We start from the raw sequence: 11,758 nt of genomic DNA, 5'->3' as shown, positions 1-11,758 counted from the left end.
TCTCGCTACGGCTTGCGCGCCAGCATCACGAACTCGTTGTACGGGAACGCCTTGCCCGCGGCCCGAGGGAACGGGAACGAGTACTGCCGGATCGGCGTCAGCCCGAGCTTCACACTCAGTTCGCGCAGGCCATCGAAGTCGACGAACGTCACGTGCGTCGCGTCGCTGCGATATCCGCGCTCCTGCGGCGTGATGAACGCCACCTGCCCGCCCGAACGCACGTACGGCAGGTAGCTCTGGATGAGCTCCACGGCGAAGTCGGGATCCAGGTGCTCGACCACGTGCGCGACGAGGGCGGCGTCGAAGCTGCCGGGCACCGCATACGGAGAGGACGGGAACTCGTCGCTCGTGAACGCAGTGAGGCCGCGGGCGCGTGCGGTCGCGATCGACTCGGGGTTGTGGTCGACGCCGACGCCGTTGTTGCCGAGGTGGGCGAGGTTGCGGCCGAGACCGCAGCCGATGTCGAGGACCCTGCCGAGGTGCATGTGCCGGATGTTGTACCGGTACGGCGCCTGGACGTTGAGCGTCCTCCTCCACCAGGAGTTGTCGAGCCTGCGGAGTCGCTCGGCGTAATCGAGGCCGGCCGTTCCGCTGCCGGAGCCTCCCGGCTCTTCAGCTTTCGCTGCCGTCACAGTCGCTCACCTTCGTCTCGCATCTCTGCAACGCTACGGCACCGGCACAGCCCCTTCAAAGCATTCAGCCAATAACATCGTCACGGAACTGTTCACCGTTGATGGGATTGAGCCGAATGGCAACAGGCAGGGGCGCTTCGGGGCCGAATAAACGCGACCGCCGGGAAGAGGCGAGGGAGCACGCCCGCCTCATGCGCGAGGAAGCCGCCAAGAAGGCCAAGCGCCGCAAGATCATCGTGCAGGGTTCGGTGATCGTCGGGATCGTCGCCGTGCTCGCGATCGTCGGCGGGTTCATCTTCGCCGGGGTCAACGCGGCCAACAACGTCGCCAACCCGAAGAACATGCAGAGCGGCGGCATCCTGCTCACCGCGTCGGACAAGGCGGTGACCACGCCCGCCATCGCGAAGGGCGCCGAGCCGACGCCGACCAAGCAGACACTCGACGGCAAGACGGCGCACATCCAGATCTGGCTCGACTACCAGTGCCCTTACTGCAACCAGTTCGAGACCACGAACTCCGACCAGATGAAGCAGTGGATGGCGGACGGCCAGGCGACCCTGGAGATCCACCCTGTCGCGATCCTCGACTCGTCCACGAACAAGAAGTACTCGACCAGGGCTGCGGCAGCCGCATCCTGTGTCGCCAACTACCAGCCGGACAAGTTCTTCGACATCAACAGCGCCCTGTTCGCCAACCAGCCGGATGAGCAGACAGGCTCCGGCTTGACCAACGCGGAGATGCTGAAGCTGTTCAAGGACAAGGGGGTCTCGTCGCAGAAGGTCACCGACTGCGTCAACGACCAGCGGTTCGCCAAGTTCGTCACGAACCGGACCGCCTCCGCGGTGAGCGACCCGCAGCTGCGGGGAGCGAACGGGTTCGGAACGCCGACCGTGTTCGTGAACGGCCAGCGCTACTCGGGCGGCTTCACCGACGCCACCACGTTCGCGTCGTTCGTCGGAACGGCCGTCAAGGACGCCGGTGCCAGCGGAAGCGTGACCTTCCCCACCCCGACGCCGAAGAAGTAGCACGCGCAGCAGCGCAGCACGGGAGCGCCCGGTCTTCTGACCGGGCGCTTCTGTCGTTCGCCGGCGCGGTGTAGCGTTCGCTGCACCAGCACGGACACCAGCACGGACACTCAGCACGGACGGCGAAGGGAAACACCATGGACCGCATCCCGGACGACGGCATCGACGGCCTCGACGACGACCTGCTCGGCGACGCGGACGCCGGAGACACGGCAGGCTGGGTGGACCCGGCCGACGGCGACGTCGACTACGCGGCGGACGACCCGATCGCCGCCGCCGACTTCGCGGACGACCTGGTCACCACGGACGCGGTCGCCGGAGAGACGGTCTGGCCCGGTGCCGGAGACGGCAACGACGGCCCGACGGGCGGCTCCCCGGGCGAGGCCTCCCCGCTCTACGACGAGCACGCGGACCCCGCCGACATCGACGCCGACCCGGACACGGCCATCGACGCCGCCCGCGACCCCGACGCCTGACCCCACCCCCAAGCCATCGAGCCGGGAGTTATGTACGCGACACGCCGAGCGGCGCGTACATAACTCCCGGCTCGATTTTTTGGGTCAGCGGGAGGCGCGGAAGGCCTCCAGCTGGGCGATGGTGGGGTACGACGACTGGGCGCCGGGGCCGGTGGCCGCGTACGCGCCGACGACGGCTGCGAACGCCGCGGAGGCCGCGAGCGTCTCCCCGGCGGCGAGGCGCAGCGCGAGCGCTCCCATGAACGCGTCGCCGCATCCCGTGGTGTCGACCGCGGAGACCGGCACCGCCGGCACCGTGGTGTGGTCGCCGTCGTCGAACACGAACGCGCCCTCCGACCCGCGGGTGATGACCGCGCGCCGGATGCCCTGACCGGCGAGCCGGGATGCGACCTCCGCCGCGTCCACGGATTCCACGTCGACGCCGAGCAGCGTCGATGCCTCGTGCTCGTTGACGAGCAGCACGTCCGTCGCCGCGAGCAGCGCGTCCGGAACCTCCGCGTACGGGGAGAGGTTGAGCAGCACGGTCGCACCGTCGGCCGCCGCACGCTGGGCGGCGGCGACCACGACGGCCGTGTCGATCTCGAGGCACAGCCCGAGCACGCCGCGACCCGTGAACGCGTCGCTGTCGCGCACGTCCTCGGCGGTCAGGCGGTCGTTGGCGCCCGGGCTGACCACGATGGTGTTCTCGCCGTCGGCGTTCACCGTGATCATCGCCGTGCCGGTCGCGGTGCCGTCGATCTTGCGCACCCCGTCCACGTCGGCCCCCGCGCGGCGCAGCGAGCCGGTCAGTAGCTCGCCGTGGGCGTCGGCGCCGACGGCTCCGAGCATCCGGACGTCGCCGCCCAGCAGCGCGGCCGCCGCGGCCTGGTTCGCGCCCTTGCCTCCCGGCAGCGTGACGAGTTCGGAGCCGCGCACGGTCTCCCCCGGCCCGGGGAAGCGCTCGGCGCGCACGACCAGGTCGGCGTTCAGCGACCCGACGATCAGGATGCCGGAGCCGGTCGTGCCACCGCCGCTCATGCCTCCGCCGTCACGGGCTTCGGGATGAGGAACGACACCGCGAGGGCGACGACCGTGATCGCCGCTCCCACGAGCATCCCGGCGCTGTAGCCGACCGTCGAGGTGCTTCCGGCGGGGCTGAGGACGACCTGCAGCACCGGAAGCAGCGCGAAGCTGAGGCCGGCGCCGAGGTTGAACGCTCCGGCGTTGAGGCCGGGCAGGAAGCCGGGGTTGTCGGCCGGGGAAAGCACGATCCCGAGTCCGTTGAGCATGATGTTCGCGATGCCGGCGTAGCAGATGCCGATCAGCACGGTCGCGACGATCAGCACCGGCATCGAGTGCACGCCGACGAACGCCATGATCAGGGTCGCCACGATGCTGCCGACGAGTCCGACGCGCAGCACGGTGCGGTAGCCGAGCGTCGGCGCGAGGCGTCCGGCGAACGGGCCGACGATCCAGCCGACGATCGCATACGGGGTGAGGAAGGCGAGCGACGCGAGGTCGGCCTGCATCCCGAACCCGGCGTCGCCGTTCTGGGCGATCGAGGTCACGAGTCCGTTGACGACGGCGAACACGCCGGTCATGGTCAGCAGCGTGGTGACCAGCAGTGCCCAGGTGCTGCGCTGGCGCAGGTACTTCGGCGGCACCAGCGGCTCCCGGATGCGCTTCTCCACGAACCAGAACACCACGAACGCGACCAGCGACAGCACGATGCCGCCGATGACGAGCGCCCAGTTGGCCGCGGCGAGCTTGCCCGCCTCGTTGAGCGCCATCAGCAGTGCGCCGATGGAGACGACGAGCGGGATGACGCCCCACCAGTCCATTCGGGTTCCGGCGGACGGCTTCGACTCGACGCCCCAGATCATGACGAGCGCCACGGCGATAACCGAGACCACCGCGATGACCCAGAACACGGAACGGAAGCCGAGCGTGGTCGCGAGCCAGCCGCCCGCGATGGCGTCGATGCCTGCGATGCCGCCATTGACAGCGGTGAGCAGGCCCATCGCCGCTCCGTACTTCTTCGGGTCGGAGATCTCGGCGCGCAGCATCAGCAGGCAGACGGGGACGACCGGCCCGGAGACGCCCTGGATCGCGCGGCCGACGTACAGCATCGGCAGGTTGACGGCCAGGGCGGCGACGATGCTTCCGAGCATCATCACCACGAGCATCCCGATCAGGATGCGCTTGCGTCCGACGATGTCGCTGAGCCGCGGGAGGAACAACGAGAACAGGGCGGCGAGCGTGAAGAACATGGTCTGCGACAGCCCGACGGAGGCGTCGTCGGTCTTCAGCTCGTGCGCGATGGTGACGAGCACCGGGCTCAGCATGCTCGCGTTCAGCTGGAACGCGACGCAGGCGGCGAGCAGCGCGGCGGTGAGAGCGGCGAGGCTCTTGCCGCCGCTCGTCAGGCCGGAGCCGGTGCGGGTGGCGCCGGTGGATGCGGTCAGGCCGCTCATGCGCCGACCTCCCCGATGCGCTCGAGTGCGTCGACGACGAGCGCCCAGAAGCGCTCGTGGTCGAGGTCGGTCGCCGCCCAGGTGGTGCAGTCGTCCGGTGCGGGCGCACGGAAGTCCGCCACGGTCATCCCAAGGGTGAGCGTGCCGGTGAGCTCGATGTCGATGGGCACCTTGACGGTGCGGACGATGCTCGGGTCGATCACGTACGCGACGGCGCACGGGTCGTGGACGGGCGGGGCGTCGAAGCCCTGCGCCTCCTTGTACGTCTGGCCGAAGAACTCGAGCAGCTCGACGACGAACCGCGCCGGCTTCGTGCCGACCGCGCCGATCGCCGCGACGACGTCGGGCGTCGCGAGCGCCTGGTGGGTGAGGTCGAGACCGACCATCACCACCGGCCAGCTCTCGTTGAAGACGATGTGCGCCGCCTCCGGGTCGATCTTGATGTTGAACTCCGCGACCGCGCTCCAGTTGCCGACGTGGTAGCCGCCGCCCATGAGCACGACCTCCTTCACGCGCTCGGCGATGCGCGGCTCCTTGCGCACGGCCAGCGCGATGTTGGTGAGGCCGCCGGTCGGCACGAGGGTGACGGTGCCCGGCTCGTTGGCCATGACCGTGTCGATGATCAGGTCGACCGCGTGACGCGCATCCACCTGGGTGGTCGGCTCGGGGAGGACGGGGCCGTCCATGCCGGAGTCTCCGTGGATGTCCGGAGCGTTCTCGATGGTGCGCACGAGCGGGCGGGTCGCTCCGGCGGCGATCGGGACGCCGATCATTCCGGCGATCTCGGCGACCGCGAGCGCGTTGCGCGTGACCTTCGGCAGCGTCTGGTTGCCGACCACGGTGGTGACGGCGAGCAGCTCGATGTCTGGGTTGCCGTGCGCCAGCAGCATCGCGATGGCGTCGTCGTGCCCTGGGTCGCAGTCGAGGATGATTTTCTTGCCCGGATTGGCCACGGGGGCTCCACTTCGTCGGGGGATGAGTTAAGCGCTTAATGCTTATCACGTTAAGCGCTTGACGTGAAATCGCCCGCCGATAGCATCGACGTATGCCCCGCCCATCCCGAGCGTCCCGCGCATCAGGCGCATCCAGCGCACCCCGCGCATCCCGGGCGACGACCAGGGTGACGGCCGCGCAGGTGGCCGCGCACGCCGGGCTCTCGGTGGCGACGGTGTCGCTCGTGCTCAACGGCAAGACGGACGGGCGGGTCTCCCTCGCCAACATCGAGCGGGTGCGCGCCTCGGTCGCGGAGCTCGGCTACGTGGTCGACCAGGGGGCGAGCGCGCTCGCCCGCGGACGCTCCGACCTCGTCGTGCTGGTCGCCCCCGACCTGTCGAACCCCTTCTTCGGCTCGGTGATCCAGGGCATCGAGCAGGAACTCGGCCCACGCTTCCAGCTCGTGCTGTCCGTGACGGAGAGCGGGGTGCAGCCGTCCGCCTCCGACGTGCGCAGGTTCGCCGGGCTGCGGCCGGCCGGCTACCTGGTGGATGCGCCCTCCGACGCGTTCCTCGACGAGCTCGGGGACGACGCGCCGCTGGTGGTCCTGGATGCGCCGGAGCTGCGCACCGACGTCGCCGCCGTCAACTACGACATGCGCGACGCGATCGACGCGCTCGCCGCGCACCTCGCCTCCCGCGGCCACTGCACACTCGGCTACCTCGACAGCATCACGGACACCCGCACCTTCCAGTTGCGCCGCGAGCAGCTCACCGCCGCGGCCGAACGCAACGGGATGACCGTGAGCGCCCCGGATGCGGCCCGCAGCATCATCGAGCTCGGCGCGGCGGCGGCGGCCTTCGGTGCGGCGTGGCCGGAGTGGCGGGCCGACGGGGTGACGGCGGTGGTGTGTGCGACGGACACGCACGCGTACGGCGTGCTCGAAGCGGCGCGCGCATCCGGACTGTCGGTGCCGGACGACGTGGCGGTGACGGGCTTCGACGACCTCCCATACTCGCGCGTGACGGCGCCGCCGCTGACGACGGTGCGGCTCCCCGGCGAGCCGCTCGGCCGCGCCGCGGCGCGCCGCCTGGTCGCGCAGATCGACGGCGCCGACGCCGCCGGCGGCCCGGCCGCCGGCCCGGCCGCCGGCCCGCCACCCGACCTCATCGCGACCCTCATCGCCCGCGGCTCCACCGCCTGACCCGGCCCCGGCCGCCCGCCCCATCCCGCGAGATGCCAGTAACTGTCGCGAAACGCCCGGGATGCGCGACAGTTACTGGCATCTCGGCGCAGGAGGCGCGCGCGCGATGCCAGCGGGCGCTTCAGAGGGCGGCGACGACGGCGCGCGCGCTGCGCTCGAGGAACGCGACCACCTCGTCCGAGGCCAGGTCGGTGCCGAGGGCGCTGCGCACCAGCGCCTCCTCCGCGAATGCGACCCACGACCGCAGCGCGATGCGCAGCAGCTCGGTGTCGGGGACGCCGAGCTCGACGAACACCGCGATCACCCGCTCCGCCTGCTCCGTGCGCGCCTCCTCGACCACCTCGCGCACCTCGGTGTCCCCGCTGGCCACGCCGCGCACCAGCGAGTAGAAGGTGCCGCGGTGGTCGCGCACGAACTGGACGATCCTGCTGAGGGTGTCGTGCAGCCGGTCGAGCGGCGGCAGGTCCTCCTGCGGCTGCGTCGCGCGCAGCATGCTGTCGCGTGCCGTGCGCACCACCTCGCGGTGCAGCCCCTGCTTCGTTCCGAAATAGTGGAACAGCAGCGCCCGCGACACGCCGGCCTGGGCGGACAGGCCTTCGATGGTGAGCGCATCCAGCGGGTTGTCGACCAGGAACGCGACGCCGAGCGCGACCAGCTGGGCCCGGCGTTCATCCGGGGTCAGGCGGGTGCGCCGGTCGATCTCCATGCGACGAGCCTAGCCACCCGCATCCCGCGCTCTATTGACAAGTCGTCAATAGTGAATATGCTCGCTCGTGGGGTTCCGACCTGACCAGCACCGCCGCTGTCAATACCCCAAAACGAGGAGGATCGATGAAGTTCCGCTCACTCACCCGCTCCCACACCGGACGTGTCGTGCTCGCTGCCGCCCCCGTGGCCGTGGTGTCGTCGCTGCTGATGGCGGGTGTCGCCAACGGCGCCGTCCCCGTGTCGTTCGCGGTGTCCGGCAGCCAGTTCCAGATCAGCGCATCGCAGCTCGACGGGACCGGTTTCAGCCAGTACGCGGGCGTCGCCCCCGACACGGCGGGCACAGACCACCAGGTCGCCATCGCCAACATCAAATCGGCGACACTCGCCGACCTCTGCCAGTCGGTCGTCACGGACACGCCGATGGGCAAGGTCGGCCTCCTCATCACGGCGGGCGGCGGCGGATCCCCGGCCAGCGCCTCCGACCTGCAGATCGGGATGACAGACCTCAAAGGCGACTCGACCTTCGGCAACATCCGGATCGGCGTCGACGCCTCTACGGTCAACACGGCCGCGAAGGGCGGGGTGGGCGACTTCGCCCAGGATGCCGACACGGTGAAGATCGCCAACCTGCAGCAGACCGCGTGGAGCACCCAGGCGTCGGTGTTCACGCTGACCGGGATGCACGTGCAGCTGACGGACGGATCCAAAGGATGCTTCTGAACGCGACCGGGGATGCGGGAGTGGGTGGTAGGCGCCGGGCGCGGGCCGGGCGCGCCGAGCACGCCTCCACCTCCGACAGCGACTCCACCACCCCCACCGCCTGGTCCCGCTTCTCCCACTGGCGCAGGCAGCGTCCGTTCCTCGGCGGCCTGCTGATCGCGCTCGGCGGCGTCGAGCTGTTCTTCTCCGGCCAGCTGGACATCGGCAAGATCCACGTGCAGCTCGGCATCGAGGGGCTGCAGGCGACGATCATCCCGATCGTGCTGGTGCTCCTCGGCGTGCTCATCGTCACGATGCCAGCCCACCGCATCTTCTACGGCGTGATCGCACTGGTGGTCGCGGTGTATTCGCTGGTCGGGGTGAACCTCGGCGGCTTCTTCATCGGGATGCTGCTGAGCACCGTCGGCGGTGTGCTCGCGGTCGCGTGGATGCCTCGCACGAACGACGAGGCAGGTGGCGTCCCCGCGGGCGACCCCGCACTCCGCCGCGCCGACGAAGGGGCCGACGAAGGGGCAGCATCCTGAGCCGCCGCGATCACCCCAGCCGCGACCGGATGCGAGGAACGCTCGCCGTGTTCCTCGCCGTCGCGGTCGTCGGGTTCGGGTTCGCCCGCGCGCCGATGATCGTGCCGGAGGGCTCGTGGTGCATCCCGTTGCTGATGGACTGCAGCTCACCCACACCCACCCCGACCCCCACGCCGACGCCGACGGGCGGCTCGGGCGTGCCCGGCGTTCCAGGAATCCCTGGGGCCCCGGCCATCCCCGGCACCACTCCGACACCGACCCCGAAGCCGACCCCGGGCGCCCCAGCGGCCCCCGCGACCCCCGCGCCGCCCGCCGGCCCGGACACCGCCGCCCCGGTCTTCACCCAGCCGCCCGCGCAGCTCGGCAGCTCCTCCCTCTCCTTCTCCGGTCTGCGCTCGCTCAGCGTCGTGACCGTCCCGCTCGCCGACGGCACCCGCATCCCCGTTTTGAAGCTCGCCGCCGACGAGATCACCATCGACGGCTTCAGCCTCACCGTCCGCAAGGCGACAGGACCGATCCTGGCGACCACCGCCGACCGGATGCGCCTCCGCGGAAACGTGCAGGTCTACCTCGACTCCGTCACCGCGACCGGGAAAGACGGAAATTCGCTCACCCTCGGCGCCAGCACGCCTCCCCCGGCCGACGGCCTCCCCCCGCAACTCCTGAAGGTGACCCTCGGACTCGTCGGCGTCACCGCCGACCAGATCACGTTCACCAACCCGCACCAGCACCTGACCGAGTAGGGCGGGCGCCCGGTTGCAGGCGCCGGTTTCCGAGACGCGGAGTGTCCGAGACGCGTGGTGCCCGAGACGCATGGTGTCCGAGACGCCCTACTCTCCGTCGCGTCCCGCCCGCCGCCGCTCCGCGAGCCGCCGTGCCCGGCGCTCGCGCCAGGTCAGCGCCTCGGTCTCCGCCTCCTGCCGCTCCCGCTCCTGCTGCGCGGCCCGGAGGCGCGCGGCGCGTCGGTCCCGCCAGCGCGCGACCTCCGCATCCACGTCCCTGGTCGGCGTGACGACCGGTGGGCCGCCCTGCAGTTGCCTCCGCGCCTCGACGACGCGCTTGTTGAAGTCGCCGAGGATCTCGCGCACGCGCGCCTCCGACCCCGTCGCATCCAGTTTCGCGTCCAGCTGCTCGTTCTCGGTGCGCAGGGTGAGTGCTGGCGGGCCGAGGCCGGTGAGGCGTTCGCGTTCGATCTTGCGCCGGATCCACCAGTCGGGATCGTGCGTGCCGGTGAGGTTCTCGAGCGGCTTGCCGGCGCCGGGGAGGTTGTCGAACTCGCCGCGCCGGATGGCCTGCTGGATGGCGTTCTCCACGACGTGCGCACGCTGATCCATCGTCGGCGCCCCGGTGTTGCTCGGCTCCTTCTCCTCCCGCGGCTCCTCCCCCGCCTGCCGCCGCTCCTCGTCGACCAGACGGTCGACCAGGTAGCGTGCGGCCTCGACCCGGGAGTCCCCGTGCTCCTGACCTTTCGCCATGCTTCCAGCGTACGACGGCGCGCGCACCCGGGCGATGGATGCGCGGGGCCGGGCCCGTCAGTCCGCCCTCGGCACCGCCACCCAGCGCTCCGCTTCCCCCGTCACCACGCGAACGAACGTGTAGCGCCCGCCGTCCACCCGCTCGGCCACCGCGCCACCCATCTCCCCCACATACATCTCCTCGAACAACCGCACGATCTCCGCGCTCGTGATCTCCACCCCGCTGGCGTCCACCCGCCGCTGCACCACGCCCGCGAACTCCACCTGCACAGCACGCGGCAGCTCGATCCCGTGGTCGGCGCTCAGCACATACGCGATCCCGCCCTTGCCCGACTGCGAGTTCACCCGCACCACCGCTTCGTAGTCGCGGCCGACATCCACCGGGTCGATGTGCAGGTATGGCACGTTCCACCGGTGCTCGGACGCATCCTGCACCGCCTCCAGCTCCACCGCGCGGGCCGCGAAGCCCTTTTTGATCGCATCCTGGTGGGTGCCGGAGAACGCCGTGTACGCGTACTCGCCGACGTACGGATGACGGGGATGCACCGGGATGCGCGTGCACTCCTCGACCACGGCCTTCACCGCATCGATGTCCGAGAAGTCGATGCCCGGGTCGACCCCCTGCGAGTACAGGTTGAGCGCCAGCGTCGCGATGTCCACGTTGCCGGTTCGCTCGCCGTTGCCGAACACGCACCCTTCGACGCGTTGCGCCCCGGCGAGCATGGCCAGTTCGGCGGCCGCCACGCCCGTTCCCCTGTCGTTGTGCGGGTGAATGGACAGGATGACGCCCGAGCGCCGCTCCAGGTTGCGGTCGGCGTACTCGATCTGGTCGGCGTAGAGGTTGGGCGTCCCGATCTCCATCGTGGCCGGCAGGTTGAGCGTGACGGGACGTTCCGGCGATGCGTCCCAGAACGCGGTGAGACTGTTGCACAGGTCGAGGACGAAGTCGGACTCGGTGAGGTTGAAGACCTCCGGCGAGAACTGGAACCGGGTGGACGTTCCGCGCAGGGTGTCTGCACCGCGCTGCATCTCCTCCGCCGCGGCCAGCACGGTCCGGGTGAGCTCCTGTCTCCCGCGGCCGATCACGACCTCCCGCCAGAGCGGCGCCGTCGCGATGTACACGTGCACGACGACCTTCCGCAGTCCGCGCACCGACTCGATGGTGCGCCGGATGAGGTCGCTCCGTGCCGCGGTGAACACCACCACGGTGACGTCGTCCGGCACGGCGTCACCGGTGGCGAGTTCGCGGACGAAACCGTAGTCGGTGGCGCTGGCCGACGGATAGCCCACCTCGATCTCCTTGTAGCCCATGCGCACGTACAGGTCGAACATGCGGCGCTTCCGTGCCGCATCCATCGGGTCGGCGAGCGCTTGGTTGCCGTCGCGCAGGTCGACCGGCACCCAGAGCGGCGCCTCGGTGAGCCGCGCCTCCGGCCAACGGCGGTCGGCGAGTTCCGGCAACGCCACGCGGTCGTGCGGCGAACGGTATTTGCGGTACGGCATCCCGCTGGGGGTCTGCGGGTTCCAGGTCGGATTGATCGTGCTGGTGATTCTGGCGCTCATGTTCTGCTGTCCTTCGAGAAGTGTCCTGCGACCGTCGCGATACCC

At 70.3% G+C, this 11,758-nt stretch carries 13 protein-coding genes; 6 read left to right on the top strand and 7 right to left on the bottom strand.

Annotation, left to right across the window (positions count from 1 at the left end):
• Positions 1–5: 5 nt before the first annotated feature.
• The gene (locus AC1ROC_RS13190; RefSeq protein WP_085369817.1) at positions 6–632 is read right to left on the bottom strand and encodes a class I SAM-dependent methyltransferase; all 627 of its coding nucleotides are present in this window, start codon (positions 630–632) and stop codon (positions 6–8) included.
• A gap of 191 nt (positions 633–823) precedes the next feature.
• Here AC1ROC_RS13190 and AC1ROC_RS13185 point away from each other — a divergent pair, with 191 nt between their 5' ends.
• Together AC1ROC_RS13185 and AC1ROC_RS13180 are read left to right on the top strand one after the other, a co-directional pair.
• Complete coding sequence (locus tag AC1ROC_RS13185) at positions 824–1,657, top strand: DsbA family protein (protein ID WP_434949126.1); 834 nt, start codon at positions 824–826, stop codon at positions 1,655–1,657.
• Between the two features lie 137 nt (positions 1,658–1,794).
• Entirely contained in the window at positions 1,795–2,133 is a 339-nt protein-coding gene (locus AC1ROC_RS13180) for a hypothetical protein (RefSeq protein ID WP_493000676.1), read from the top strand.
• An 84-nt stretch (positions 2,134–2,217) separates the two neighbouring features.
• Here AC1ROC_RS13180 and AC1ROC_RS13175 read toward each other — a convergent pair whose 3' ends face one another.
• Genes AC1ROC_RS13175 through uriH form a run of 3 tightly spaced genes read right to left on the bottom strand, consistent with a single transcriptional unit; the run spans position 2,218 to position 5,539 of the window.
• Positions 2,218–3,150 (bottom strand): ribokinase, encoded by a 933-nt coding sequence (locus tag AC1ROC_RS13175; RefSeq protein ID WP_493000674.1) that lies wholly within the window; start codon positions 3,148–3,150, stop codon positions 2,218–2,220.
• Positions 3,147–4,577 (bottom strand): uridine transporter UriT, encoded by a 1,431-nt coding sequence (uriT, locus tag AC1ROC_RS13170; protein WP_493000844.1) that lies wholly within the window; start codon positions 4,575–4,577, stop codon positions 3,147–3,149. The genes AC1ROC_RS13175 and uriT overlap by 4 nt, the downstream gene beginning before the upstream one ends.
• Positions 4,578–4,582: 5 nt before the next feature.
• Complete coding sequence (uriH, locus tag AC1ROC_RS13165; RefSeq protein WP_493000672.1) at positions 4,583–5,539, bottom strand: uridine-preferring nucleoside hydrolase UriH; 957 nt, start codon at positions 5,537–5,539, stop codon at positions 4,583–4,585.
• Between the two features lie 92 nt (positions 5,540–5,631).
• Between uriH and AC1ROC_RS13160 the strand changes: the two genes are divergently transcribed.
• Positions 5,632–6,723, top strand: coding sequence for a LacI family DNA-binding transcriptional regulator (locus AC1ROC_RS13160; RefSeq protein ID WP_493000670.1), 1,092 nt, complete (start codon positions 5,632–5,634; stop codon positions 6,721–6,723).
• 121 nt (positions 6,724–6,844) lie between these two features.
• On the opposite strand, the gene AC1ROC_RS13155 is transcribed toward AC1ROC_RS13160, so the two are convergent.
• The gene (locus AC1ROC_RS13155; RefSeq protein WP_493000668.1) at positions 6,845–7,429 is read right to left on the bottom strand and encodes a TetR/AcrR family transcriptional regulator; all 585 of its coding nucleotides are present in this window, start codon (positions 7,427–7,429) and stop codon (positions 6,845–6,847) included.
• A gap of 125 nt (positions 7,430–7,554) precedes the next feature.
• Between AC1ROC_RS13155 and AC1ROC_RS13150 the strand changes: the two genes are divergently transcribed.
• Genes AC1ROC_RS13150 through AC1ROC_RS13140 form a run of 3 tightly spaced genes read left to right on the top strand, consistent with a single transcriptional unit; the run spans position 7,555 to position 9,418 of the window.
• Positions 7,555–8,151, top strand: coding sequence for a DUF6230 family protein (locus AC1ROC_RS13150; RefSeq protein ID WP_493000666.1), 597 nt, complete (start codon positions 7,555–7,557; stop codon positions 8,149–8,151).
• Positions 8,142–8,675 carry a DUF6114 domain-containing protein gene (locus tag AC1ROC_RS13145; protein ID WP_493000664.1) on the top strand — a complete coding sequence of 178 codons (534 nt, stop codon included), beginning with the start codon at positions 8,142–8,144 and terminating at the stop codon, positions 8,673–8,675. Before AC1ROC_RS13150 ends, AC1ROC_RS13145 begins: the two co-directional genes overlap by 10 nt.
• Positions 8,676–8,722: 47 nt before the next feature.
• Positions 8,723–9,418 (top strand): hypothetical protein, encoded by a 696-nt coding sequence (locus AC1ROC_RS13140; RefSeq protein ID WP_493000662.1) that lies wholly within the window; start codon positions 8,723–8,725, stop codon positions 9,416–9,418.
• An 87-nt stretch (positions 9,419–9,505) separates the two neighbouring features.
• Here AC1ROC_RS13140 and AC1ROC_RS13135 read toward each other — a convergent pair whose 3' ends face one another.
• Together AC1ROC_RS13135 and AC1ROC_RS13130 are read right to left on the bottom strand one after the other, a co-directional pair.
• A complete protein-coding gene (locus AC1ROC_RS13135) occupies positions 9,506–10,150 on the bottom strand; it encodes a DnaJ family domain-containing protein (RefSeq protein WP_434949140.1) in 645 nt (214 codons plus the stop codon).
• A 57-nt stretch (positions 10,151–10,207) separates the two neighbouring features.
• A complete protein-coding gene (locus AC1ROC_RS13130) occupies positions 10,208–11,713 on the bottom strand; it encodes a 2-isopropylmalate synthase (RefSeq protein ID WP_493000660.1) in 1,506 nt (501 codons plus the stop codon).
• Positions 11,714–11,758: the final 45 nt, after the last annotated feature.

This window comes from Leifsonia sp. GW821-FHT13C05 (assembly GCF_058806515.1).
This window is presented reverse-complemented; position numbering and strand designations above follow the sequence as displayed.

Bases quoted from the DNA above. Each gene is read 5' to 3' on its own strand.
- AC1ROC_RS13185 (WP_434949126.1), top strand. From the start codon at position 824: ATGCGCGAGGAAGCCGCCAAGAAGGCCAAGCGCCGCAAGATCATCGTG.
- AC1ROC_RS13180 (WP_493000676.1), top strand. From the start codon at position 1,795: ATGGACCGCATCCCGGACGACGGCATCGACGGCCTCGACGACGACCTG.
- AC1ROC_RS13175 (WP_493000674.1), bottom strand. From the start codon at position 3,150: ATGAGCGGCGGTGGCACGACCGGCTCCGGCATCCTGATCGTCGGGTCG.
- AC1ROC_RS13160 (WP_493000670.1), top strand. From the start codon at position 5,632: ATGCCCCGCCCATCCCGAGCGTCCCGCGCATCAGGCGCATCCAGCGCA.
- AC1ROC_RS13155 (WP_493000668.1), bottom strand. From the start codon at position 7,429: ATGGAGATCGACCGGCGCACCCGCCTGACCCCGGATGAACGCCGGGCC.
- AC1ROC_RS13150 (WP_493000666.1), top strand. From the start codon at position 7,555: ATGAAGTTCCGCTCACTCACCCGCTCCCACACCGGACGTGTCGTGCTC.
- AC1ROC_RS13145 (WP_493000664.1), top strand. From the start codon at position 8,142: ATGCTTCTGAACGCGACCGGGGATGCGGGAGTGGGTGGTAGGCGCCGG.
- AC1ROC_RS13135 (WP_434949140.1), bottom strand. From the start codon at position 10,150: ATGGCGAAAGGTCAGGAGCACGGGGACTCCCGGGTCGAGGCCGCACGC.
- AC1ROC_RS13130 (WP_493000660.1), bottom strand. From the start codon at position 11,713: ATGAGCGCCAGAATCACCAGCACGATCAATCCGACCTGGAACCCGCAG.